Genomic DNA, 25,369 nt, shown 5'->3' with positions numbered 1-25,369 from the left:
AAAGAAATTATAAATGTTTATTGAGGTCAGTAGTTAAGAACATATCATTTTGTTTTGATACATTTTATCAGATTTGACCATTCTTTGAATTAAATTATCAAAGATATTTATCTTGCTTTGAGATCTATTTAAACGATAACAAAATTCATCTAAATACCTATTTATATTAAAGTCACTTACACAAGAATACGTTGTTCTAATCCAAGATTTTACTTGATGTATCATTGTGTGTAAAGCCATAAAATTTTTACCATTATCACTCTCTATTTGTGTAATCTTATATTCTTTAGATAAAGGACGATACCCTTTCCATAAATCAGTTGTTATTGTTGCATTTTCATCAATATGTTTGGTAAATATTTTCTCTAATTCTTTGGCTGAAAAATTATCTATTTTCAAGGCATACATTCTTTTTATTTTTCCTTTATCAGTTAATTCTACTGCAGTTACGACCTTTTTCTTTTTACTATCATAACTTCTTCCAGGTTTTCCTTTTTCATAACCACCAACTACAAATTCATCGATATGAACATTACCTTTCATTGGATGATTTTCGCTAGATTTCATAGCTTCTCTTACTTTATGCATAAATAAACGAGCCGTTTTTTCCGTGATTCCAAAACGAACTCCCATATAACTTGCTGATAAACTTTTTGTAGTGGTTGACATCTCAAAACAGATAAAAAAAGCTTTACGTAAACCAAACTTTACTTTGTGAAATAAAGTGTTGGCAGAAGCTGTTTCTGTATGGCTACATTTATTACAAGTACGTGCAAAATTCTTGCGAATTTGACTCGTTTTGTTACTACACTTTATGCATTTGAATTCATCTTTCCACTTAATAGTTGCTAAATATTCTTTACAACAATCATCTGTTTTGAAGCGTTCAGTAAACTCTAAAAGGTTTCTTCCTTGAAAAACATCCATAATTCCCTTATTTTATTGACTACAATATATGAAATTATCTACTGACCTCAAAATGTTTATTGAGTAATTTATTTTTACAAAATTGAAAATCGATAAATTCGAAATAAGTTTAGTTTTCTTCTCCATTCACGTAAAAATATCGAATTCGACAGGCATTTCCTTTACTTAAAGGATTCTTTTCTTTTAAAACTTTTATTTTTAAAGTATGTTTTCCATTATCTAAACCAGCCACCAATGTTTTGTACCAAGGTAAGTGCAAGCCAGCACTCCATTTTGTGTATAGATCGTGTTTTACCCAAAGACCATTATCTACTTTGCATGCAATTATTCCTGCATCTGGGCCTGCAGCGATTGCAATTCCTACTGTATCTCCTTTAAATTTAAATTTTAAAGTTTTTTCAACACCATCGTTTAGTAACATTGGTACATTTGTGTAGTTTTCTCTTGTACTTTTTCCATCTGAAGGTTTCCAATTCTCTGTATATTTCCAACCTTTTTGTTTTCCATATTTTTTTATTGAAAACAAGTCTCCTCTATTGTAATTGCCTTTTATTAAGATATTTGGTAATTTATATGAAATTATTTTTTCATCGATATTAAAATCTTTTTGCCAAGCATTTTCTAGAAATTGCTTGATGGAATTGGAATAAATTCCTTGTCCAAATGGTGATGGATGTAAATTTATAAAATCATCTTTCCAAGTAAACTCTCCATAATCTATTCTTTCTGTAACTTCTTTTGCTAGATTTATTGAAGGAATGTTATAATGTCTTGCTACTTTTTCATGATTTTGAATTACTATGGGAATTTTTCCATTTCTGTAAACTTCCATTTTTTTAGGATTTACAAAATGCATCAATACAATATCTGAAGTGGGACTTTTTTCTCGAACGTGTCTTACAATGCCTTCCATCGCTCTTACTTGTTCTTCCGAAGTTCGTCCATTTAACTCGTCGTTAACGGCTGCTTCTTCAAACAGTAAATCAATGGAACCTTTATTTAAAACATCTCGATTTATTCGAAATGCTGCAGGAGTACTTCCCATTGAACTTATACCAGCAGCAATAAATTCGAACTTGGTAGTAGGAAAACGTTGCTTAAGATAATTACAAATAGAATCTCGCCAACCTCCATTATAGGTAATTGAGCCTCCTACAAAAGCGACACGTCCTTTTTTTTGTTGTTCGAACTTGATAAATGAATTTCGAATACCTCCTCTTAAATTATGATATTTAGAGGCATCTAACTTTAATTTTGAAGTCTTAAATCTTTCTTTTTGTGCGAGCATAGTAAAAGTACAACAAATCGTAAAAATAAAAGATAAAAACGTTTTACTATTTATAATTTTTTCTAATTTCATTTCTCTAAATTTTATTTTAAACTATTTCTATATTATTTTATTTATCCTAAAAATACTTCAGAAATTAGAATATCTTCTTCGGAAAGAATTGTAGGTGTAAAAAACTAATATTTTAATAAATCTACACTCATTCTTACTTCTTGGGGAAAACTTGATAATAATACCATTATAATTAAAAAACACTGCACAAAGTTTTTAGATAAATTTTACACTCAGCAACTAATTTAATGCGCTTATTTTCAACTATTTATATAAGTGTTTGTTTTGTTTTCTAATGTATTTACAGTCTCATAAACCTTCATTGCAATTCTATCTTTCATCCATTGTTATATTTTTTCAGTAGGATTTAATTCTGGACAATATTTTTTGCTAACTCCTTATCTTTAGTGGAATAAAAAGAAGCATTATCTATTATTTTTACTTCGAATTGTTTGTTTATTTCTTCCTAACTTCTTTCTTTATAACATCACTTTGATAATGATATTTCTTTGAAATTACATAACGCAATATTTTTATTCTATCTTGTTAGAGACTACTTGAAGTTTATCAAAAAGCATTATTCAAAAAATGTAAACTCTCTTTTATGATAAAATATATTTTTTTTTACATACAACAAGGTACAACTTATCGTGGTAAATTCAAAGATAAAATGGTCTAATATCAACAAAATTCTATGATTTTAATCTTCATAAATTATTTTCATGTTTTTAAAATCAATAGTTTTTTTTATAAAACTTTGAAGGTCTTTTGTAGAAATTTTATGCAATATATCTGGAAAATATTCTAGTTCGCCAATATTTTCATTATTAGACAAACTTTTAAGAATATTAAAATTCCAATTATAACTGTTACTACTAGTTAAAACAGCGTTGTATTGTAGTAAAAGACCTTTTTTATATGAAGAAAGTTCTTCTTTTGTTAATATAGTTTCGATTGTTTTTTCTAAGGATTGTATAACAATTTGTTTGGCTTTTGCAGAATTTTCAGGTTTGCAGCTATATTGAATTTCTAAGATAGAAAACGGTTTTGGATGTATGTTTTTTTTAATAGCTGTAATAGGCGTATATACCAAGCCATGTTCTTCACGTAATACTTTAGTTATTTTAGATCTTAAATATTTTTCTGCCAAAGAAGCCAAAACACTATTTTTTATAGTTGGTTTATATCTTCCATAAAACAGAAAAGTTGTAGTGGCTATTTTATTGTCTTTTTTTAATGGGATTTTCAGTGCTTTTTTGAAACTATTTTTATTGAATAAATTGTTGTTTTCCAGATTTTTTCCTTTCCTTAAATTACCAAAATAAATGTTTAGAGAAGGTGTAATGCTATCAATAGAAAAGTTTCCTGTTATAATGAATTTCCAGTGATTTGCATTATTAAAAGCAGTATTGTAAAATTCTTGCATTTTAAAAATATCTAATTTTTTAAAATTGTTTATAGTTGTAGCACTCTTACGATTTGGGAAAAATACATTTTTCAATTCGGCGACTTTTTCATTATAAGTATTTGGCTCAAAAATTGTTCTCTTTTGTTTTTCTAATGTTTTAATTTCATCTTTGATGACTGATTTAAACTCGACTGTATCTACAGTTGCCTTGGTCATTTTTAAATACAAGTATTTTAAAAACTCGTTAACTTGATTAGTTTTTGAATATCCATAAATATTTCGTTCATATTCAGATATCATAAATGAAACGCCAAAATTTTTATCTTCGTTGTACGACTCTAATTGTTTTGGGTTTAAATTGGCAATTCCACCCAACTCCATATACGAAACCGCAAATTCGTATTGATAATACAAACTATCAGGAATAATCGAAGTTCCGCCATTAGCAACACCAGCAACTTTAACTTCATTGCTATGGTTTTTTATCGGTTTTAAATACACCTTAACTCCGTTTTTATAGTGCAATTTTGTAATTCCTAAATTTTTATAATAGCTTTTTTGTTTTGGCTTTTGTGCTTTTAAAACAGGTGTTTTCAGTTTATAAACAGTGTTATGTTTTTCTTTTTTTTTCTTTTTTTCTTCAGAAAAATCAAAGGGGATAGGCTGTAGCTTTTTTTCTGAAATTTTAGCTTTTATTTGCTCGAATTCACGTAGTGAAAGGCTTTCTTTTGGATATTGAGATGGTTCAATAAAAACACGTAATTTATTTGATTCAAGCCTGTTTTTAGCAATTTTTTTAATGATTTCAGGTGTAATTTTACGTAAAATTACACGTTTTAATTCATTTTTTTGATTTGTTGGCATAGCAAAATTAATTCCTAAATAGGAGTCAACAACCGTATTTATAATTTGATAAGACGATACTTTTTTAGGCTGTCTATTTTTTATGTTTTTTAATGCTTTGTTTACATAAAATTGCAATTCTTTTTCAGAAATTTGATGTAGTGCCAATCGTTGAATTTCTTGTAATACGTTTTCAACACCTTGTTTAATATCAGATTTTGCATTGTATGAAATTGATGAATACCCAACATCTGCCACAAAGTAATTTAAACCTATCGACAAATATTTTACATCGTTCTTTGCCAAACTATCTAACCTATTTTCTAAAATTCGATTAAATAACTGATTGGCAATTTCTTTTGATACTTGATCTTCCAGATTTGTAAAATCTTGTGCTAACGCCCACTCTAAATGTACTTTCGATTCAGATTTCGATTGAATTGTATCTGTTAAAACATCAGATGTTAAATGTTTGTATAATTGTTTGTCGGCTTTTTTTGTAGTTGTATTGTTGTTTTTAATCGTAGCAAAAGTGTTTTTTATAAGCGTTTCAGTTGCTGTGGTGTCGATATTTCCGACGACAAAAATTCTTGCGTTTTTTGGTTGATACCATTGGTTATAAAACGTTTTTAATTTTTTTTGAGAGATGTTGTTAATGCTACTATCTGTTCCAATTGCTAATCGTTGTAGGTAAAGACTGTTTCCTAATTTAAAATTATAGTGGTTGCTTGGCAGATTTGCAATGCGTTTTTCTTCTAAAACAATTTTTTTTTCGGTTGCTATTTGTTGTTTGTTTAGGTGCAATCCGTCTAAAATATCAGCAAAAAATGCCATTGTTTTTTGTTGCATTTCATAGTTTTCTTTTTTAGGAAATTCGATTGTATATAAAGTATAATCGTAGTTAGTTACTGCGTTGTAGTGTACGCCAATTTGCAAGCCTTGTGCCGTTAAATATTGGGTAAAAGGTTTGTTTTTAAAGCGTTTTCCGCCTTTAAAAGCCATATGTTCTAAAAAATGCGCATAGCCTAATTGATGCTCGTTTTCTTGAATAGAACCCGTTTTTACCACCAAATAAAAAAGCGTATTTTGCGTAGGATAATTATTTTGTTGTATGTAATACGAAAAACTGTTGCGTAATGTCTTTTCGGTAGAATATTGGTGTTGAGAAAAAGTTCTCGCAAACACAAAAAAAATGAGCATTCTTGCAATACAAAACAATACTGTATGTTTAAGAATGCTCATAATAAGGTTCGTTAACAATTATGTAAATTAGTTAGAAGCTGGTGTATATTTTACTGTAACTGTATCGTAGCTCCCTGAATTTTCGTGGTCTGTGTTAAACGTAAAAGTCATTTTACTATTTGAATAACTACTTGTAGGTGCTACCCAGTTACCTCCACTCCAGTCATCTGTTAAAATTGTGCTTAATCCGATGTATTTGTTAGGGTGAATAGACCCACCTTGTTCTACATTTTCTTTCAATTCAGCATTTGCATTAGCAAGTTCTAACAATTCATCCCATAGCGGAAATTCATATTGGAAATTTACCGCAGAAACTAAATCTGTACCTGTTGGCGTGGTTAAGAAATTAGAATAGATACTTTGTGAACCGTTTTCTCTAACAAAATCTACTGTATTATCTGCTTTGAACTCTAAATCGTCTACTTTTACATTAAACGTATATTCTTTATTTTGCCATTTAGTTACTCTATCTGTACCTAAAGCTGTCAATACAGCTTGTGGAGCTGGTGGTGTATTAGGATTGCTTGGATCATACCAATCTGTAGAGTTTAAAATAGTTTCATGTCTAAATACATATTGTAAATATTCGTTTAATCCGAAAGCGTTGTTTGTCATTACTAATAAAGGTTTTTCTCTTGTAGCATTTTCACTTAAGGTAATTTGTGTTGTACCTGTGTAAGTTAAAGTTTCTGAAGTTAAGAAAGGTGCAAAACCACCATTTTTACCTGTTACTACAGTTACTTCTACAGGAATTTTACCAATCCAAGGGGTTAAATTGATACCTTGTGTTTGTAGTATTCTACTAAATCTTTTTGTGCTTGTGTTAAAGGTGTAAAATCTTCTTCTGAAGTTACGGTAATCGTTTGCTCGTTTTCTAATCTAATAGTATTTGGAATACCTGTAGAAGACGCTAAGTTAATTTTAAAGTTAACGTTTTCAGCTAAGGTGTTTTCAGCATCTGGTTTTGCAGTTGCTACTATTTTTAACGTACCTGTTGTTTGACCACTTGCAATAACTACTGGGTTCGTTTTTATAGATAATAACCCAGGGTACTGTGCTAAATTCTCTAATTCGAATATTAAATTTATTTCTTGGTCGAAAGAACGGCTTAAAACTACGTTATAGGTAAATTCTCCTGCTTTACCTTCTACTACTTGTGTACCACCATTGGTAAGTAAGTTTACTGTTACTTCACCAGTAAAGGCGGTCAGTTCGTCATCACTACAAGATACTGTCAAGACAGTAAATAATAGTATATACAATAATGATTTAATGGTTTTCATAATACTTAATATTTTAAAATGTTTATATAATTGTTCCCCAATTTGGGTTTTGTGTTACGTTGCTATTGTTTCTAATTTCGGTAGCTGGTATTGGAAAAAGCCATCTGTAATCGTCAGACGATATGGTATTGATAAGCTCGTTAGTTCTAAAATCTACACGATCTACCCCGATTTTGTAGTGTTTTAAATCGAAATAGCGTGTACCTTCACCTATGAACTCTTTTTGTTTTTCTTCGAGCATATCGATTAAAAACTCTGTACCTGTCGTTGTAATTTCTTGGGCGTTTCTCAATGTTAAAAAAGTATTGAGGGTACTTCTTGCATCGGCTTCGTTACCAGCTTCGTATTTTGCTTCTGCTTTTGTAAAATAAAGTTCTGCACCTCTTAATGCAATGATAGGTCTTACAGTAAGCGTTGTTAAATTGGTTTGATATTTTCCTAAATAATTCACCTCAGTTCGAATATTGGTTATGGTAAAATATTCTGAGGGTAAAAAATTAACCTCTTTTCGATAATCAGCACCATCGTAGTTTATAGTTGAATTGCAAAAGAATTCAAAATTCGACGATGAGCTATCGTAAATACCATTATAATTAATTTGATTGTTTTCGAAAGCAAACAATGGTTCTTGGTTTAGAACAGGTGAGGTCCACATTGTTCTGTAATTATTTTCAGAAAAAGAAACGGCAGAAATAACCTCGTCGCACAAGGCTATAGCTTGATTGTATTTATTCCAATTCAAATATGTTTTTGCCAATAATGTTTTAGCGCTATTGGCCGAAAATCGATATAGGTTCGAGGTAATATTGTTCGAATTTGCTGGAAATAAACGAATAGCTTCTAATAATATTCGTTCTATTTCGCTGTAACAAGTTTCTAAATCGGCACGCGGTAATTCTTCTGAAGCTAAATTATTTTTGAGAATTATTCCTGCATCGTTTTTTGTAGTTTCTGAATAGGTTGGTGCGTATAATTGTAACAATTCAAAGTATGCAAGTGCTTTTAATCCTAATGTTTGTGCTTTGATGAATTGTAATCGGTCGGTTTCTTGTTGTCCTTGTGTAGTGATATTATCTACAGTGTTTAAAAGGATATTTGCTTTGTTAATTGTACTGTAATACGATGCCCAATACGAATTCGATGTAAAAATTATGTCTTGAGGCAACCATCTATAGAAATTATATCCTGACGGATTTTCAGCAATATATTTATTCGGATAAAAATCATCTGACAATACCGACAACATTAATTTGTTCTTAGGATATGCAAGATAAACACCCGATAAACTTTCATTTGCAATCGCTATTCCATCAATTGCGTCTAAGCCCGTTATTTCATCTTCTACAGGAAGATCTAAAGAACACGAAGTAAATACACTTGAAATTAGTATGTAAATAAACTTTTTCATTTTTTTAAAAAGATAAATTAAAGCCCATTGTTATAACTGGTTGTGCTGAGCCTACTAAGTTTGCAGATTCTGGGTCTCCTCCACCAAAATTAGACCATGTGGCAATGTTTTTTAACTGTAGATAAAATTGAGAACTCGTAACATTGTCGTTTGAAATTTTGCGTAAAAAATCATCGTCAAATTGATATCGTAGCATAATATTATTAAGGCGAATAAAATCGGTTTTACCAACAGTTCTATTGTTAGCAAAAGATAAGAGATCGAAAGCTTGGTTATTTACACCTTCTAAGCTTTGATAAATTTTATTTTCATCGCCTGGTTCGAACCAAGTATTTTCTAATTGCCCTGCAACACCATTTTTATTTGCCTCTAAATCGTCTGTAATAACAGATTGATTCGTAAACCTTGCAATACCACCAAAATTATAATACAAATCGAACGATAATTGCCAATTTTTATAGGTTAAACTATGATACCAACCACCATTATAAGGTGCCGTTCCATTTCCTAAAACCACAAAATCTTCAGAAGTAGCTGCGCCTGATACGCCACTTAAAATTCTACCATTTGCGCCCTGGTAACGTGTAATACCATCAACAGGATGTATACCCAAACTAATTAAACCATAGATAATATCTGCCGATTCTCCTTCTTTATAATCTGGGTAACGTTGCCCTGTTAAACTTAACTCTGTGCCTTCATATAAATCTACCACCACATTTTCGTTATACGATAAGTTTGCAGAAGTACTCCACGTAAAATATTTGGTGTTTAAAATAGTAGCATTTATTGAAAACTCTAACCCTTTGTTATCCATAACACCTACATTTCGCAATTGCTGGGTAAATCCGTTTGAGGGTGCAATAGGTACTGTTAATAACATATCTCTTGTTCTTCTTTTATAGGCTTCTACAGCTAGATTTAGTTTATTTGCGATACCAATATCAATTCCTAAGTTTATCGACGTATTTTCTTCTGGACGTAAACCTTCGTTAAACAAGTTTCTTAATGAAAATTCTCTATTACCATTATAACTTTTGGTTGTATATGCAAAAGTTGGTACAGCCAAAGAAGCATCAATACCTGCTAAGTTTGCAGTTACACCGTAAGTGGCTCTTAATTTTAAGTAATTGATAAGGTTGTTGTTTTTTAAAAAGCTTTCATTACTTAATGTGTATCCGATACCTATTGCCCAAAACTTATTCCAGCGTTTATCTTTAGGCATTAATGAAGAGCCATCGGTTTTATAACTTCCATAAATTTCGTAGGTATCGTTGTAATTGTACAACCCTGAAAAACCAAATCCTAATTGGGCATCGGTTATGTTTCTTGAAGAAGTTGTTGAGCGTCTTGAGCCAGAAATATCATTATTAATACCTGCACCAGAAGATAATTTACTTGGTAAACCATAACCATTAATACCTATAAAATCTACCTTGTTTCTGTAATAATCGACATTGGCACTGGCAGATATTTGATGTTTATCGATAGTTTTCTCGTAATTTAAACGTGTGTTGGTACTAAAGTTTATATTCGTTGTTTGATTTTTGGTGGCTCTACCTCGTTCTTTTTCAGGAACACCAGAAGTTACTTCAGAAAATGCATCTCTGGGTACGATAGCTAAGGAACGTTGAAATAAATAATCGACACCTACAACCGAGTTTAAATTAAGTTCATCTGTGAATTTTGCTGAGAGATTTCCTGAAAAGTTAAAGCGATTGTCTTGTGAATTTCTACTATATTGATTTATTAAATCTGCATACGTTCTATTTGGATAAGAAACCAAAACACCTTCTTCCATTTGTTCGTAAGGGTTTAGTTTATAAATAAGGTCAGTAGGTGAATAATTAGAAGCATTTGGTGTACTACTTTTAGACATACCAAAACCAGAATTCAACATTATATATATCTTTTTAGAAACGTTGTATTCGTAGTTTAACCTTGCAGTAAATCGATTAATTTCGTTTCCGGCAAATTTTCCACCTTGCTCGGTAAAATTTCCTGAGATATAAAACCTATTGGTTTCGTTACCACCTCTTGTGCTTATATTGTATGATTGAAAGGTGCTAATTCTTGATAATTTATTAAACCAATTATTGTCTATTTTTTTTAAAGAGTCTAATTTTCGTTGTCCGTCTGCGATAAGTTGTTCTAAATTCTGGTCATTTGCGAAAAACCTTCTAAAATATTCCTCAGACAAATTGTAACCAGGTGTACTTGTGTTTTTAACACGGCGTTCGAATTCTAATTTCTCTGTAGTTCCCATCATTTTTATACTTGGTTCGCCTTTTAAAGTAATACCTTGTTGTAACGAAAAAGAATATTGTGTTTTTCCGTTAATACCACGTTTACTGGTAATTTCAATAACTCCGTTAGCAGCTTTTATTCCGTATAAAGCATTGGCGGCGGCATCTTTTAAGACTTTCATTTCTTGAATGTCATTCACATTTAATGTCGCAAAGGCTTCTGGGGTAATTACTTGTCCATCTAATACAAACAAAGGTTGATTGGCTCTGTTATCAAATTCTTGTCGCTGTTCGTCGGTTAAGTTACCTGTCGCTGTTTTTATAGGTAAGGTAGTAGTACCTCTAATTCTAATTTTTAAGGGTTTTCCTAATTCTCCATCAGACTGAATGGTAAGACCTGCAACTTGTCCTTGTAATGATTCGATTACATTTACCGAAGGACGTTCTCTAATTTTATTAATTGCTACTGTGGTTATCGCACCTGTTGCCTTTCGGATATCAGTATCGTTAATATTGGTTTTAGTGTTAATAACTACTTCGTCTAATTGGGTAGTTTGCTCTTCTAAGTAAACAATTAAATTTGTTGTTAAAGCAACTTGTTTTTTCGTTTTATAACCAATAGCATTAAATATAATAGTATCGCCTAATTTTAAGGTCATTTTAAATTCTCCATTAAAATTAGCACTCGTTCCTCTTGTTTTTTTAACATTGAAGATATTCACTCCAGGTAAAGATGTCTTTGTAACCTTATCTAAAACTTTCCCTTTTATTACAGTTTTCTGGGCTTGTAATAGGAAGTTAGAACAAATTAAAAATGCTATCAAAAGGTTTTTTTGCATTTATTTTTATTTAGATTTAATATAAATAATAAGCAAAACTAATATATTTTTATTCTTTAAAAAAAGAATTACTCTAATTATTTCATTTTTTTTAAAATTAGCCATTCCCCGTTTTTTTTAATTGAATTTTTTGAGGTCAGTAGTTAAGAACATATAATTTTGTTTTGATACATTTTATCAGATTTGACCATTAAATTAGATATATTTACTTTAAAAATCAGAATAACTTTACTTACACACTTAATGGGATATTACCTTAGTATTTGTAAAACTATAAAAGGTGTCGAAATCGACACCTTTACTTGTACCTTTATTTTTAAAACATCTACCAACTTTAACAAAGTAGATACACTCATTTTAGTTTTGGCGTTTAAATTCTGTGACAAAGTGCCTTCTGGTATGCCTGTAATTTTTGAAATTCGATAAGGCGTATTTTTTGCTCATTCATTTCCATTCTTATTACTTCTAAATAATTATCTTCTGTTAATTTCATAAATATTATAGTTTTTGATTAAAAAATTCGTGTTCAGATAGTTTTAAAACAATTTCTAAATTTTCACATCTTATATAATTCATAAGTGAAAAGAAAGATTTATGACCTGTAATTTTCATTATATCTAAAGAGTTTATTCCTTCAACAGTAACAATGTGCTTTCCATTTGTATTTCCTAAAGGAGAAATACAAGATGTAATACTTTGATAATTTACCTTGTTATCTTTTAACTCTCCAACTAAAACTGTACAAGCGCTACAATCTCCTTTTCTACATTCAATTTTTGTTCCTTTTAATTGTTGCTGTTCTCTAATAAAATCCAGCAATGTAACCCCTGAATTTATAGCAGTTTTTATAATTTTATTATTGAATATAAATTGAATAATTTATTAGCTTTCTTTAAAAGAACAATTGTTGTTTATTAGTATGAAATAAGTTTACTTTTTCTAATAGAATCTCTTTGGGTTGGCGACCATGTATATTTACCTGAATACAATCCGTGATTTTCCCAGTCTCCATAAATTGGATTTGGCAGTACTATAAACTTTTTACCAAATTCAGTTTTCATTATTTTTACAATATTATTTCTATCTTTTGTTGATTTTCTTTCAAAAGCACTTGTAAAGTCAGATAAATTATCTCCTAATAACATAACAATATTATGAGCCTTTAAGACTTTTTTTCTTCTATCTTCTTTACTGCTAGTTTGTTTTTTTAAAAAGGTATGCTCTTTATTAGCAAAAGGAAATCCAAGTTTTTTTAAATTTTTAACGGTTTCTTCTAATTGATTTTCATTACGATTAGATATATAAAAAACAGCTACATTTTTACTTGCTGCATATTGAAAAAACTCTAGTGCTCCTGGTACAGGTGCTGCTTTTTCTAGAAGCCCCCAATCTTTCCACATCTTTTTACTGAAATTTTTATCTAATTTAATCATTTTAGCAAAATACGGGCTATTATCTAATACTGTTTCATCTATATCTGTAACAATTGCGAACGGTTTGCCATTATTTTTTGAAGATTGTATTGCATTATCTAATTGAATTTTAGCCAATAAAAATGCCTGATAAGCCAAAGCTTTGTATTCGCCTGAGAGTTGTTGCCATAAAACAGCTTTTACAGAATGTTCTTGAATTGGTGTTTTTAACACATTGTGTTTTGTGGGTAAAGTTTTGCAACTTATTATAGTAATAACACAAACTAATAAATTTATTATTTTTTTATTTATTCTCATTCCTAAAATTAATTCTAAACGACCAAAAACCAACCTGATAAACTATTTCCCAAGGATTTTCTAAAGCTAGATTTGTTAATAATTGATTTTCCTGATTTTAAAACTTCTGGAATTATACCATATTCTGCTACATTAGATTTTTTATCAATTTTTCTAATTAACATCATATAATCTACTTCCCAAGTTAATCTAACTAAAGTATATTCATAATATTCTTTATGCATTTTACCTTTAATTAATTTAAACAATTTTGTACCTGCTAGAAATTCTTTTTTAGCATCTATTTCTATTAATGGTCTCAAAATTGTTTTCATATTTTATATTTTTAATGATTGCCTTTCTTATAGTCTTTTAAAAATTGTGTTAAGCCACTATCTGTTAATGGATGATTTAATAGACCTAGAATTGACGATAAAGGACCTGTCATGACATCAGCACCTATTTTAGCACAATTAATAACATGCATTGTATTACGAACTGAGGCTGAGAGAATTTGGGTTTCAAAGCCATAATTATCATAAATTTGTCTAATTTCTGAAATAAGATGCAATCCATCTGTAGAAATGTCATCTAATCTTCCTAAAAAAGGAGACATATAGGTCGCCCCAGCTTTTGCTGCTAAAAGTGCTTGACCTGCAGAGAAAACTAATGTTACGTTCGTTTTTATATTTTTGTCTGAAAAATATTTGCAAGCCTTTACACCATCAGCAATCATGGGTAGTTTTACTACAATTTGTGGATGTAATGCAGCGAGTTCTTCACCTTCTTTAATTATCTCTTCAAATTCTGTAGCAATAACCTCTGCCGAAACATCACCATCTACCATGTTGCAAATTTTTACATAATGATTTAAAATATTCTTTTTTCCGGTAATACCTTCTTTTGCCATTAAAGACGGGTTAGTGGTAACTCCATCTAAAACTCCCAATGCTTGTGCTTCTTTAATTTGCTGTAAATTTGCAGTATCTATAAAAAATTTCATTTTCTATTTTTTATTGTTTGATTTTTATTGTTTTTAAAGTGTTTCCACAAATAATAAACATTAGTTATTCCTATAAAATAGTTTACTAAAATAATTGGCATAGATTCTATAAAAACGCCATAGGTTCCCAATAGGATTGCACCAATAAAATTGATTATTCTCAATTTTACAACAGATTCCATAGTAATACTAACAGCGATAAATAATGATGCTATATAACCCAATATTTCAATCCAATTTATTTCTTCCATTTTTATTATTCTTAGATTATTAAGCTAGCTCAAGTGCTAGGCTAATCATTTCTTTAAATGAATTCAATCTATCTTCTGCCGAAATTGCTTGCTCTTTTAAAAGATGGTCAGATACTGTTAATATAGCGAGTGCTTTTTTATTATATTTTGCAGCTATAGAATATAAAGCTGCTGCTTCCATATCAATACCTAAAACACCATATGTTTTCCATGGTAAAAAAGAATCTTTAATATGACTTTCTCCATAAAAAAAATCGGATGTTAAAACAGCACCTGTATGAACATTTATGCTTTTTTCTTTTGCAACTTCCCACGCTTTTTTAATTAATTCGAAATTGGCAGCAGGTGCAAAATCGTTTCCATTAAACCTTAATTTGTTCATGCCAGAATCTGTACAAGTACTCATTGCTAAAATAATGTCCATAATCTCTACATTTTCTTGAATAGAACCGCAAGAACCTATTCTTACTAGCTTTTCTACATCATATTCTTCAATGAGTTCAGTAGCATAAATAGACATGGAAGGCATACCCATTCCTGTACCTTGGACACTAATTCTTTTCCCATTAAAATAACCTGTATACCCTAACATCCCTCTTACTTCATTATAACATTTAGCATCTGTTAAGAATGTTTCTGCAATTAATTTTGCTCTTTGTGGGTCTCCTGGAAGGAGCACAAAATCTGCAATATCTCCTTTTTTCGCGTTGTTATGCACACTCATAATTTAATGTTTTATATGTTTAAAATCTTGTTTGAAATTGTGTTTGTATTTGAAAAATATAGCAAAAGCTACTGCAATTACCAAAGCATAGCCTGCAAATACAAACCAAATCGTTGGCCATTCTTTTAATGAATTCTTTGTAAAAAAATCTACAATGTAACCACTACTGTAAGCCCCCAGAATTGGACCTAAACCTCCAGTGGTCATTGCAAAAATACCTTGCGCACTCGATCGCATATTTTCTGGGGTTTCTTCTTCTACATACAACGAACCAGAAATGTTAAAAAAGTCGAAAGCCATTCCATAAATAATCATTGAAGCAATTAAAAAACCTAATCCCATTCCTTCTGGATTTCCAATTCCAAAAAAACCAAAACGAAAAACCCAAGCAATCATACTTATAAGAATTACTATTTTTATTCCGTATTTTTTATAAAAAAATGGAATTGCCAAAATAAAAATAGTCTCAGAAATTTGAGATAAAGACAATAAAAAAACCGAGTGTCTTACAGCAAATGAATCTGGATAATTCAATGCAAAATCATTTAAAAACGGAACGCCCCAAATATTCGTAATCTGTAGAACAGACCCCATAAATATTGAAAAAATAAAAAATATAAATAATCTTCTATTTTTGAAAATTGACAATGCTTCACTACCAAATCGTTGCCAAAAAGATTTACTTTCTATTGTATTATCTGGTATAGAAACTTTAGATTTTGGAAGTGTAAAAGCATAGATACCTAAAAAAGCAGAAGCACTTGCACTTAAAATAAATTGATTTTTACTCGTGCTCCAATCCAGTAAATCTATTGCCCAAGCTGCAACAATAAAGCCAATAGTACCCCAAACACGAATTGAGGGAAAATTTTTAATGATATCTAAATTCATTTTTGAAAGTACAGCATATGATACTGAATAGTTTAATGAAATAGAAGGCATATAAAAACAGTTTACTAAAAACATAATTGCATAAAAATAGCTGAAACTCTGTACTTGTGTTAGTAAAAGTAGTAAGCCGACAATTAACCAATGGCAATACCCAAATAATTTTTCTACAGGTATCCATCTATCTGCTATGACACCTACAATAGTTGGCATAAATAAAGATGTTATTCCCATAGTAGCATAAACCGCACCAATTTGTATGCCCGTAAAAGCTAATGTAGAAGACATATAAACACCTGCTGAAATCAGCCAAGAACCCCATACAAAAAACTCAAAGAAGTTTAAAATAGATAATCTTACTTTAATGTTCATGTTTTTTAATTTTATTTATTTTAAATCTTCTGTTTAATTTTTTTTTGCCAAGCTATTTCCAAAGGGTTTTATTATATGAAACCATTCATCCATAATTTTTTTATTTTCACGGATATCGTGAGTTAATAATTTTCTGTTTTCTACAATTATTTTTCCGTTTACAATCGTAGTTTCTACATTATGTGGGTTAGCTTGAAAAACTAAAGTAGCGTAAGGGTCATAGTTAGGAATCATGTTCATAGATTGAGTTTCAATAATAACAATATCTGCCAATTTGCCTTTTTCCAACGATCCTATTTTTTCACCCATTCCTAATGCGTTTGCTCCACCAAGTGTTGCCATTCTAACTACTTTTTCAGGAGTCATTATGGTTCTATCCATTTTTCGAATACGCTGAATTGTAGTTGTATAAGTCATCACTTTAAATAAATCTACCACATTAGAACCCATAAGACCATCAGTGCCAATTCCAATAGGAATATCGTATTGCATCGCTTCTACAATTCTAGCGGTTCCTGTTGCTCCTTTTGCATTTGCCATAGGATTGTGTGCTATTTTTGCACCACTAGATTCAATAATTTTAAAATCTTCATCATCTACATAATTGCAATGTGCCAACAATACATTTTCACCTAAAAAACCGATATTATTTAAATATTTTATCACCGATACTTTTTCTGTATTCTCTTTGATTTGATTCTTTTCATCTTCAAATTCTGCTACGTGAATGTGAATGATTAATTTATGTTGGTCTGCAAATTCTTTAGCAGCCAACAACTTATCTTTTGAAACCGTATAAGGTGCGTGAGGTGCAATTGCCAAAGAAACTAATTCTTCATCTTTAAAATCTGTAAGTATTTGTTTGGCATAATCTAAACCACCATAAGCTTCAGAAGCGTCTACCACAGGAAATCCCACGACTGTTTGCCCTAAAAGAGCACGAAGTCCAATTTTTTTGGTTGCTTTTGCCATTTCATCTACATGGTAATACATATCTGCATAAGTAGTAACACCAGACATTGCCATATCTATTGCACCATGAATTGTCGCATCGTAAATTAGTTTTCTGCTCAACATTTCTTTTTCTAATGGTATAAAATATCCCATTAATCGATCTTCAATCCCTTCTTCGCCTAAACCTCTAAAAGCTATCATTGGCAAATGACAGTGACTGTTTACCATACCTGGTATTACAATACCTTCTTGTGCATCTATCACTTTTTCAGCAGTATATTTTTCAAGTAAATCCTCAGAACCTAAATCTACAATTGTTTTATTTTGTATAATAAGAACACCATTTTCAATAATCTCCATTCTAGAATTTATTGTTAATACTTGTCCGTTTTTAATAATGATATCGACCTCTTTTTTATTCATTTTTTATTATTTATAAGACATGGTAAATAAGTATATAATTGTAGGTGTTTTATCTCTAAAATTATTATCGGAAACAAAAAGTATATATTGTTTTTGATTGATGATAGGTCCTAATGTCATTCCTTCTACATTAAATTGCCCAGAAGGAAGTTTAGAAAAATCTACTAACTCTTTCTTTATCGTATGATATCTATCTTTTGAAGATTTTTTATCAATTATTGTTAAAAACACTTTACATATATACTTAAAAGAGCCGTCTTTTCGATACGCTCCTGAACGCTCTAATGTTAGAAATTCTTTATCATTTAAATATAAAATTTCAGACAAACCATTGTCGCTACCAGTACCTTTCCAAGGAGGTTGAATTGCAGCCTTCTGTGGTACTTTTTCTAGCCAATATTCATACTCTTTTTGCAATTCTGGATTGTCGAAATTGCTTTCAAAAATACGTATGTGTCCTTTTTCATTTATTGATGCAACATCTCCATCACTTAACAAAGGTGCTTCTGTGGCGTAAAAAAGTGATTGATAATCTTTTGAAAAACTTAAACTTTCGAAAGATTTATTATTTCTGATGTTTGCTAAATATTCTTTTTTCAAAGGAAAGTCTTTGAAAAAATTTCCATAAACATCAAAAATTTTAATAGACGTTTTACCTTGTTTTCCTCCTTCGTCTCCAACTAATATTAGATTCTTGTTGGGGTTGAATCGAATGCTTTCTAAATCGATTTGATCTTTTTGATAATGATTTTTATTTTTATCAATAAAAGTACTCTTCCTCAGAAAAATAACAGTATCAATCTTATTGTTTTGAATCTTAATATTTACGGAATAAAACCTAGCGTTATTGTGTTCTGACCGATCGTCGCTTACTAAAAAATAAGTGTTGTTTTTAGGATTGAAATCAATACCAGAAATACCACCAACCTTACTATTTTCAAAATTAAAATCTGCTCCAATTTTATAATTATCTACATATTTTAATACAATTTCTTTATGAGAACTGCAACTTAAAAAAAGCATGCATGCTAAACAAAATAAGAAAGTATTACGCATATATGTAGGTGTTTTAAACAATTGTTTTCTGTTCGCTTTTATAATTTTTATGAACTTCTAAATCCTCTAAATAAGGAATTGATGATTGTGCACCAAGTTTTGTTACGGCTAAAGAGGCTGCTTTATTTGCAAATTTTATGGTTTCTTTTATTGACAATCCTTTGCTAATACCAATAGCAAAGGCACCGTTAAAAGTATCGCCTGCTGCTGTTGTATCTTTTGCTATTACTTGATAACCAGATATAATTCCGGAAAACTCATCTGAACATAAGTAGGCACCTTTGCTACCTAAAGTAATTATTACATTTTTGACTCCTTTACTTCTTAAAACTAAGGCTGCTTTTTTGGCACTTTGTTCGTCTACTACTTTTACATCCGTCATTATCTCTGCTTCTGTCTCATTTGGTGTAACAGCGAAAAGATTTCGATACAAAACATCTTCTAATTTTTTCCCTGGTGCAGGGTTTAAGATTACTTTTTTACCATACTTTCTACCCAATTCAATAACATGTTTTACGATTTTTAAAGGAATTTCTAATTGAATTAAAATAATTTCAGCTTTTTTTATTTCATCTATTGCCTTATTAATATTTTTCTTTTTCAAAGAGTTATTTGCACCAGGAGCGACTACAATACTATTCTCTGCATTGTCGCCTAAAGTTACTAATGCAATCCCAGAAGGCTTTGATTTATGTGTTACTGTAAAATCTATATTAATTCCTTCTTCTTTAAACTTTTTTAAAGATTCCTTACCGAAAACGTCTCTACCTATTTTAGTAATAAAGGTAACATCGCCACCAAGCCTAGCTATTGCAACTGCTTGGTTGGCTCCTTTACCACCAGAGTTCATAAAAAAATTTCCTCCTAAAACAGTTTCACCTGGTATAGGAATATGGTTTGTTTTAATAACCATATCTGTATTTGAACTACCTACTACTATTATTTTTGACATTTAATTTATTTTTATAAAACTTTAAGAAACCTAATAATCTACTCTAATCTCGGTTAGATAGCCAAATAATTAATTGTTTCCATAATTTAGGATAATCTTTCCAATCTACGAATTCTGGTGGTGCCCAATGTGGTGCCAAATCAGATGCAAATGCAGCTGTACGACCTTTACCGAATTCACCAATTACTAATAATGGATCTTTACCAACTGTAGCCAATGTTTTTGTATTTTCTTTTGCAGAAAATTGGTTGTAACCTAATAAGTTTGGCCATTCTTTGTCTAATGAATTTGTTATTTCGTGTTCTTCTGTTTTAACAGGCACTATTCCTTCAGGAATTTCAACTCTATCATCAAAATTTGGCATAATTACTGGTAAACAATCTTTTAAAGGAGATTGCCCGAAACGTGCTTTGGCATCTATTCCTGTAAAAGACATGTAACCACCAACCATTAAAAGGCTTCCACCATCTTCCACATAATTAGAGATTGCTTGTAATTTATTGGGTACAATTTTAGATTGATTGAATGTTTTTCTACCCAGTAAAAAACTATTTGCACCAACATCGCTAATAATAACAGCGTCATATTTTTTGTAATCTGAAGCTTCATCTGGTACCTCTGCTTCGATTTTATGAGCAGGAACATAGTCTACCTGCATACCTTGTTTTTCTAATTGGTTTATAAAGTTTGTACCACCTTCTACATATTCGGAAGTATGGAATACATCGAAACCCTTTTGGTGTACAGAATAAGTGAACCAAGATTCACCAATAAATAAAATTTTCATATTATTGTTTTGATTTTTAATTAGGTTTTTTATTATTAACCTGTAGCAAACTTTTTACATTTGCTACAAGTTAATGAAACCAATTCAAATTACTATTTTTAATACCCAGTGTTTTGTGGAAATTGAGTTGGATTATTATATACATTTATCTCGTTTTGAGGAATAGGATATAATAATTGAAACTGCTCAACTGTTTTGCCATCTGCTGCCATTGCTTGTATTGCGTTGTTTGTTCTTAAAAGATCGAACCAACGATGTAATTCTAAAGGAAGTTCTAATCTTCTCTCGTTTAAAACAGCTTTTCTAAATTCGGCTTGATTTGTTAAATCTGTTGAAGTAAAAGGTGTTACACCTGCTCTATTTCTTACATCATTTAAATAATTAAATGCATTTCCATTTGGTTGGTAACCAATTTCGTTTAAAGCTTCTGAAAGCATAAGTAAAACATCTGCATAACGTAAAACAATAAAATCTCTTCCTAATTCGCCATCTGCATTTTCAAATTGTTTTTTAGGATAAGAACCATTGCTATTACTTACGACATCTAATAAAGCTAACCTTTTGTCTACAACATCGTATTGAGCTAATAAATTTGTATATTCTGGTGTTCCAAAACCTAAATGACCTTCTTTAAAAGAACCGCCTTTAAAACGAACAGAAAAAATAATTTCATCATTTAACTCATTTGTTATATCAAAAACATCTTCTACATTCGATAATAGTTGATATTTACCAACTACTTCTTGTAAAATTGTAGCTGCTTCATTCCATTTTTGTTCTGTTAAATATACTTTTCCTAAAAAAGCTTTTGCTGCACCAGAAGTAGCTCTTCCTTCTTTACCAGTCACTGAAATTGGTAAATTATCTGCTGCAAATTTAAAATCGTCTTCAATTACTTTATACACTTCAGTAATGCTATTTCTCGTTAATGTTTTTGCTTCTTGCGGAGAAATTTCATTTAAAATTACAGGTACATCACCCCACAATCTAACTGCATTAAAGTAAGACAATGCTCTTAAAAAACGTGCTTCTGCTAGGTATTCATTTTTTAAACTTGCATCTATAGTTATATTTTCTATACGAGTTATAACCACATTTGCTTCAAAAATTGTTTTAAATATACTTGACCAAGAACCTTCTATAATACTGCTTAACGGATTGTCTACATAAGTATCTATTTCAAAAACATTTTTTCCTACACCTGAGCCAGCTTGACCATCTTTTGCATCATCTGCTCTTACTTCCATTAGAGCGTAAAAACCTCCACCAAAACGTGTGTCGCTACTACCATATTGATTATTACTTTGTAAATTGTTATAAACCGCCACTATTGCAGATTCAAAATCTGCTGGTGTTTTATAAAAATTTTCTGCATTACCTTCTGATATTGGTGCTAAATCTATAAAATCATCGCTACAAGACACCAAGAATACAACTAGAAGAATACTAATTTGTTTAAAATATTTCATAATAATTATTTTTAAAATTTAACATTTAAAGCCAAAGAAAATGTTTTTGATATTGGATAAGTTCCAAAATCTTCTCCTTGCCCTAATTGATTTGATGGATTACTACTAACTTCTGGATTATAGCCAGAGTACTTCGTAAATATAAATGGATTTTGTGCTGATAAAGCAATCCTAACACTCTGTAAATTCATCTTCTTTGTAAGCTCTTTGGCAAAATTATAACCTACGGTTATATTCTGAATTTTAAGATAAGAACCATCTTCTACATAATAACTAGATATGACGTTATTATTACCTGTTGTATCGAAATTAGCTCTTGGCACTTTTCCGTTCCCAGGATTGCTTTCAGAAACCCATCTATTGGCATTAATTGCCAAATTATTTACACCTCCTTGTGGAATTGCTGTGTAATTTCTTAAAGTATTTAAAACTTCGTTTCCTTGAACACCTTGTAAAGCAAAACCAAAATCGATATTTTTATATTTTAAAGAAGTTGTAAAACCGTATGTAAAATCTGGTTGGTAATCTCCAATAATCTGTCTATCGTCTACCGTAATTTTACCATTATTGTCTAAATCTCTAAACTTAAAATCTCCAGGTTGAGTAGTACCACTATCAGAATTTAAATGTGCATCTATTTCGGCTTGTGTGTTATAAATACCTTCTACAACATATCCGTAATAAGAACCAATTGGTTTACCTATTTGAGTAATAAAAGATTGCCCTCTACCACTATCTGCAAATATTGGATCTCCTTCTGGACCTAATTCCAATACTTCATTTTTATTGGTAGCAAAATTAACGGAAGACCTCCAACTGAAATCACCAAAGTCTTTATTAAGACCTACAGTAAACTCAAAACCTTTGTTACTTACTTTTCCAATATTTTGAAGTTGTGTAGAAAAACCAGATACACGTGGTACGTTTACATTTAATAATAAATCGGAAGTTTCGCTGTCGTAATAATCTGCTTCAAAAGTTAATAAACCATCTAATAAAGTTGCATTCAACCCAAAATCTACGGTTTTGGTACGTTCCCAACTTAATTCTTTATTACCTGACGAAATTTGTGTTAAACCATTGGTAATATTATTGTCTCCTGTAACATAATCACTATTACCAACTAAAGCGATTGCACCGTAATTAGGTATTTGAAAGTTACCTGTAACACCATAACTTGCTCTTAATTTCAGTTCGTTAATTGTTTTACTACTTTCCAAGAATTTTTCTTTTGAAAGTCTCCAACCAACAGAAGCAGATGGAAAATTACCCCATTTATTATTTGCTCCAAATCTTGAAGATGCATCTCTTCTTATTGCCGCTGAAACATAATATTTACTATCGAAATTATATTGTGCTCTAAACAAATAAGATAATAAAGACCATTGTTCTCTTCTGGTTTCTGAATCTCTATTTAATGCTGCATTTATGGTTGACACCAAATCATTTGCAAAACCTCTTCCTGTTGCTTTTGTGTACTTAATATCTTCTTTTTGTACGGAATAACCACCCAAAAGATTTAAACTATGCTTGCCAAAGTTCTTTTTATAATTTAACGTATTCTCTAACAACCAATTAGATGTGTTTGTTGAAACTGAAACAGCATCTGGTCCAAATCTTAACCAGAATAATGTTTCCAATGCTTGCGGTCTATAAAAATCTCTTCTAATATCATTTGTTTCGATACCAAATGAAGTTTTGTAAGTTAAATCTTGCGCCAGTTTAAAGTCTAAAAAACTACTAGCTACTAATCTGTTTGTTTGTATGTTATCTTGCACAGAATTTGCGATTGCTACTGGATTAGCCACAAATTCACTAGATAAAACTCTATGTCTAAAAGTCCAGTCTAATAAACCTCTATTATAGGTTCCGTCGTCATTTCTTACAGGAAATATTGGTGCTTGAGATAATGCAGAAGCAACAACACCTTCATTCCAAATAGGACCATTAGAGCTAACAATACTATAATTTAAACGGGATGGGTTTAATTTGATACCATATTTTACTTTATCAGACAATTTACCTTCATAATTAAATCTTCCAGTAAAACGCTCTAAATTAGAACCAATTACTGTACCTTCTTGAGTAAAATAATTTAAAGAAGTAAAGTATTTACTTTTTTCGCTACCACCATTTATAGACAAAGTATGACTTTGTGTAACAGCAGTTCTAAAAATCTTATCTTGCCAATTTGTATTTATTAGACCTTTTTCATTGTTAAGATATGGAGTTAATTCTTCTGGAATCCTGTATTTAAAACCTCCTTTAGAAATTCTAGTAGCATTATCATCATTTATATTTGCTCCTGCAACATTGTCTAAATAAGCATTGTTTTTAGCATCTGCATGTAATCTTGCAAATCCGTAAGCATCTAAAACATCTACTCTTTTTAAAACACTGCTAATTCCTATATTTGTACTATAAGACACTTGTGGTGCCCCTGTTTTTTCCTTTTTTTGTTGTAATTAAAACAACTCCATTAGAACCTCTTGAACCATAAATTGCTGCAGAAGAAGCGTCTTTTAATACTTCAATAGATGCAATATCTGCCATATCTATAGAGGCTAAAGGGTTCGTTGGCTGCTCTTGAAAACCGTTCCTAGATTCAGAAATTGAAGACAAGGAACCTGTTTCGTTTGACATTGGTACTCCATCAATTACATACAAAGGATTACCACCTGCTGTTATAGAGGAAGTTCCTCTAATTTTAATATTTACATTACTACCTGGTGCACCAGAAGTTTGCCTAATTTGCACACCTGCTAGCTTACCTGTTAAAGCTTCTGAAAAACTTGCTGTATTTTCGTTACTTAAAGCATCTCCCTTAATTGAAGATACTGAAGTTGTTACATCAGATTTTCTTTGAGAGCCGTAACCAACAACTACAATTTCATCTAATTGAGATGCTGCTGAAACCATTTTTATTATAAATTCAGTTTCATTTTTTAATGCAACTTCTTTAATTTCATAACCAACATATGAAATTGTTAAAAATTTAGCCTTTTCTGAAACTTTTAAACTAAAGTTACCATCAAAATCTGTTGTGGTTCCTTTTGTTGTACCTTTTACTACTACACTGGCACCTGGCAATGGCATCCCTAATTCATCTTGAATGACACCTTTTATTGTTCTAGCCGTTTGCGCAGATAACAAACTGCTAAACAAAAGCAAAAAACTGAAAATAAAATAAAATTTGTTTTTCATAATACATATTATAGTTAAATTAATTTGAACAATCGTTTATCC

The 25,369-nt window shown here is 30.6% G+C and carries 22 protein-coding genes; 1 reads left to right on the top strand and 21 read right to left on the bottom strand.

The features are described 5' to 3' along the window. Positions 1-33: 33 nt before the first annotated feature. The 7 genes from J3359_RS00830 to J3359_RS00800 all read right to left on the bottom strand — a co-directional run bounded on the left by J3359_RS00830 (position 34) and on the right by J3359_RS00800 (position 11,535). Positions 34-927: an IS1595 family transposase gene (locus J3359_RS00830; protein ID WP_208078826.1), complete on the bottom strand. Its 894-nt coding sequence runs from the start codon at positions 925-927 to the stop codon at positions 34-36. Between the two features lie 109 nt (positions 928-1,036). After that, positions 1,037-2,287: an SGNH/GDSL hydrolase family protein gene (locus tag J3359_RS00825; protein WP_208078824.1), complete on the bottom strand. Its 1,251-nt coding sequence runs from the start codon at positions 2,285-2,287 to the stop codon at positions 1,037-1,039. Positions 2,288-2,966: 679 nt separating this feature from the next. After that, a complete protein-coding gene (locus J3359_RS00820; protein WP_208078822.1) occupies positions 2,967-5,759 on the bottom strand; it encodes a M16 family metallopeptidase in 2,793 nt (930 codons plus the stop codon). Between the two features lie 27 nt (positions 5,760-5,786). Continuing rightward, entirely contained in the window at positions 5,787-6,512 is a 726-nt protein-coding gene (locus tag J3359_RS18610) for a DUF4929/DUF8472 family protein (protein ID WP_496559667.1), read from the bottom strand. Positions 6,513-6,529: 17 nt separating this feature from the next. Continuing rightward, positions 6,530-7,042 (bottom strand): DUF4929 family protein, encoded by a 513-nt coding sequence (locus tag J3359_RS18605; RefSeq protein ID WP_208078820.1) that lies wholly within the window; start codon positions 7,040-7,042, stop codon positions 6,530-6,532. 22 nt (positions 7,043-7,064) lie between these two features. Beyond that, a complete protein-coding gene (locus tag J3359_RS00805) occupies positions 7,065-8,450 on the bottom strand; it encodes a RagB/SusD family nutrient uptake outer membrane protein (protein ID WP_208078818.1) in 1,386 nt (461 codons plus the stop codon). 4 nt (positions 8,451-8,454) lie between these two features. Continuing rightward, positions 8,455-11,535: a SusC/RagA family TonB-linked outer membrane protein gene (locus J3359_RS00800; RefSeq protein ID WP_208078816.1), complete on the bottom strand. Its 3,081-nt coding sequence runs from the start codon at positions 11,533-11,535 to the stop codon at positions 8,455-8,457. Positions 11,536-11,778: 243 nt separating this feature from the next. Here J3359_RS00800 and J3359_RS00795 point away from each other — a divergent pair, with 243 nt between their 5' ends. Next, on the top strand, positions 11,779-11,961 hold the full coding sequence (locus J3359_RS00795; protein ID WP_208078814.1) for a hypothetical protein: 183 nt from the start codon (positions 11,779-11,781) through the stop codon (positions 11,959-11,961). Positions 11,962-12,033: 72 nt separating this feature from the next. On the opposite strand, the gene J3359_RS00790 is transcribed toward J3359_RS00795, so the two are convergent. The 14 genes from J3359_RS00790 to J3359_RS00725 form a co-directional block, all read right to left on the bottom strand. Then, positions 12,034-12,372, bottom strand: a complete 339-nt coding sequence (locus J3359_RS00790) for a 2Fe-2S iron-sulfur cluster-binding protein (RefSeq protein ID WP_367890404.1) — start codon at positions 12,370-12,372, stop codon at positions 12,034-12,036. 77 nt (positions 12,373-12,449) lie between these two features. Continuing rightward, positions 12,450-13,265, bottom strand: coding sequence for a 5'-nucleotidase, lipoprotein e(P4) family (locus J3359_RS00785; protein WP_208078813.1), 816 nt, complete (start codon positions 13,263-13,265; stop codon positions 12,450-12,452). 14 nt (positions 13,266-13,279) lie between these two features. Next, positions 13,280-13,579, bottom strand: a complete 300-nt coding sequence (locus tag J3359_RS00780) for a hypothetical protein (protein WP_208078812.1) — start codon at positions 13,577-13,579, stop codon at positions 13,280-13,282. 11 nt (positions 13,580-13,590) lie between these two features. Beyond that, the gene (gene fsa / locus J3359_RS00775; protein ID WP_208078811.1) at positions 13,591-14,247 is read right to left on the bottom strand and encodes a fructose-6-phosphate aldolase; all 657 of its coding nucleotides are present in this window, start codon (positions 14,245-14,247) and stop codon (positions 13,591-13,593) included. Then, a complete protein-coding gene (locus J3359_RS00770) occupies positions 14,244-14,498 on the bottom strand; it encodes a YgjV family protein (protein WP_208078810.1) in 255 nt (84 codons plus the stop codon). The genes fsa and J3359_RS00770 overlap by 4 nt, the downstream gene beginning before the upstream one ends. A 19-nt stretch (positions 14,499-14,517) precedes the next feature. Continuing rightward, on the bottom strand, positions 14,518-15,222 hold the full coding sequence (gene deoD, locus J3359_RS00765; protein WP_208078809.1) for a purine-nucleoside phosphorylase: 705 nt from the start codon (positions 15,220-15,222) through the stop codon (positions 14,518-14,520). A gap of 3 nt (positions 15,223-15,225) precedes the next feature. Then, the gene (locus tag J3359_RS00760; protein WP_208078808.1) at positions 15,226-16,482 is read right to left on the bottom strand and encodes an MFS transporter; all 1,257 of its coding nucleotides are present in this window, start codon (positions 16,480-16,482) and stop codon (positions 15,226-15,228) included. A 33-nt stretch (positions 16,483-16,515) separates the two neighbouring features. Further along, complete coding sequence (locus tag J3359_RS00755) at positions 16,516-17,859, bottom strand: amidohydrolase family protein (RefSeq protein ID WP_208078807.1); 1,344 nt, start codon at positions 17,857-17,859, stop codon at positions 16,516-16,518. 6 nt (positions 17,860-17,865) lie between these two features. Next, entirely contained in the window at positions 17,866-18,915 is a 1,050-nt protein-coding gene (locus J3359_RS00750) for an esterase-like activity of phytase family protein (protein WP_208078806.1), read from the bottom strand. Positions 18,916-18,928: 13 nt separating this feature from the next. After that, positions 18,929-19,867: a ribokinase gene (gene rbsK, locus J3359_RS00745; protein WP_208078804.1), complete on the bottom strand. Its 939-nt coding sequence runs from the start codon at positions 19,865-19,867 to the stop codon at positions 18,929-18,931. Between the two features lie 43 nt (positions 19,868-19,910). Further along, entirely contained in the window at positions 19,911-20,654 is a 744-nt protein-coding gene (locus J3359_RS00740; protein ID WP_208078802.1) for a glutamine amidotransferase, read from the bottom strand. A 98-nt stretch (positions 20,655-20,752) separates the two neighbouring features. Beyond that, the gene (locus J3359_RS00735) at positions 20,753-22,123 is read right to left on the bottom strand and encodes a RagB/SusD family nutrient uptake outer membrane protein (protein WP_208078801.1); all 1,371 of its coding nucleotides are present in this window, start codon (positions 22,121-22,123) and stop codon (positions 20,753-20,755) included. Between the two features lie 11 nt (positions 22,124-22,134). Beyond that, positions 22,135-24,552 carry a SusC/RagA family TonB-linked outer membrane protein gene (locus J3359_RS00730; RefSeq protein WP_208078799.1) on the bottom strand — a complete coding sequence of 806 codons (2,418 nt, stop codon included), beginning with the start codon at positions 24,550-24,552 and terminating at the stop codon, positions 22,135-22,137. After that, on the bottom strand, positions 24,542-25,327 hold the full coding sequence (locus J3359_RS00725) for a TonB-dependent receptor plug domain-containing protein (protein WP_208078798.1): 786 nt from the start codon (positions 25,325-25,327) through the stop codon (positions 24,542-24,544). The genes J3359_RS00730 and J3359_RS00725 overlap by 11 nt, the downstream gene beginning before the upstream one ends. Positions 25,328-25,369: the final 42 nt, after the last annotated feature.

The organism is Polaribacter cellanae (genome assembly GCF_017569185.1).
Taxonomy (GTDB): Bacteria; Bacteroidota; Bacteroidia; order Flavobacteriales; family Flavobacteriaceae; genus Polaribacter; species Polaribacter cellanae.
This window is presented reverse-complemented; position numbering and strand designations above follow the sequence as displayed.

What these genes read in the sequence shown, in the direction of transcription:
- J3359_RS18605 (WP_208078820.1), bottom strand. Translation starts at nt 7,042, where the DNA reads ATGAAAACCATTAAATCATTATTGTATATACTATTATTTACTGTCTTG.
- J3359_RS00800 (WP_208078816.1), bottom strand. Translation starts at nt 11,535, where the DNA reads ATGCAAAAAAACCTTTTGATAGCATTTTTAATTTGTTCTAACTTCCTA.
- fsa (WP_208078811.1), bottom strand. Translation starts at nt 14,247, where the DNA reads ATGAAATTTTTTATAGATACTGCAAATTTACAGCAAATTAAAGAAGCA.
- J3359_RS00755 (WP_208078807.1), bottom strand. Translation starts at nt 17,859, where the DNA reads ATGAATAAAAAAGAGGTCGATATCATTATTAAAAACGGACAAGTATTA.
- J3359_RS00725 (WP_208078798.1), bottom strand. Translation starts at nt 25,327, where the DNA reads ATGAAAAACAAATTTTATTTTATTTTCAGTTTTTTGCTTTTGTTTAGC.
- J3359_RS00795 (WP_208078814.1), top strand. Translation starts at nt 11,779, where the DNA reads ATGGGATATTACCTTAGTATTTGTAAAACTATAAAAGGTGTCGAAATC.
- J3359_RS00770 (WP_208078810.1), bottom strand. Translation starts at nt 14,498, where the DNA reads ATGGAAGAAATAAATTGGATTGAAATATTGGGTTATATAGCATCATTA.
- J3359_RS00735 (WP_208078801.1), bottom strand. Translation starts at nt 22,123, where the DNA reads ATGAAATATTTTAAACAAATTAGTATTCTTCTAGTTGTATTCTTGGTG.
- J3359_RS00750 (WP_208078806.1), bottom strand. Translation starts at nt 18,915, where the DNA reads ATGCGTAATACTTTCTTATTTTGTTTAGCATGCATGCTTTTTTTAAGT.
- J3359_RS00820 (WP_208078822.1), bottom strand. Translation starts at nt 5,759, where the DNA reads ATGAGCATTCTTAAACATACAGTATTGTTTTGTATTGCAAGAATGCTC.
- J3359_RS00780 (WP_208078812.1), bottom strand. Translation starts at nt 13,579, where the DNA reads ATGAAAACAATTTTGAGACCATTAATAGAAATAGATGCTAAAAAAGAA.
- deoD (WP_208078809.1), bottom strand. Translation starts at nt 15,222, where the DNA reads ATGAGTGTGCATAACAACGCGAAAAAAGGAGATATTGCAGATTTTGTG.
- rbsK (WP_208078804.1), bottom strand. Translation starts at nt 19,867, where the DNA reads ATGTCAAAAATAATAGTAGTAGGTAGTTCAAATACAGATATGGTTATT.
- J3359_RS00825 (WP_208078824.1), bottom strand. Translation starts at nt 2,287, where the DNA reads ATGAAATTAGAAAAAATTATAAATAGTAAAACGTTTTTATCTTTTATT.
- J3359_RS00760 (WP_208078808.1), bottom strand. Translation starts at nt 16,482, where the DNA reads ATGAACATTAAAGTAAGATTATCTATTTTAAACTTCTTTGAGTTTTTT.
- J3359_RS00785 (WP_208078813.1), bottom strand. Translation starts at nt 13,265, where the DNA reads ATGAGAATAAATAAAAAAATAATAAATTTATTAGTTTGTGTTATTACT.
- J3359_RS00805 (WP_208078818.1), bottom strand. Translation starts at nt 8,450, where the DNA reads ATGAAAAAGTTTATTTACATACTAATTTCAAGTGTATTTACTTCGTGT.
- J3359_RS00740 (WP_208078802.1), bottom strand. Translation starts at nt 20,654, where the DNA reads ATGAAAATTTTATTTATTGGTGAATCTTGGTTCACTTATTCTGTACAC.
- J3359_RS00830 (WP_208078826.1), bottom strand. Translation starts at nt 927, where the DNA reads ATGGATGTTTTTCAAGGAAGAAACCTTTTAGAGTTTACTGAACGCTTC.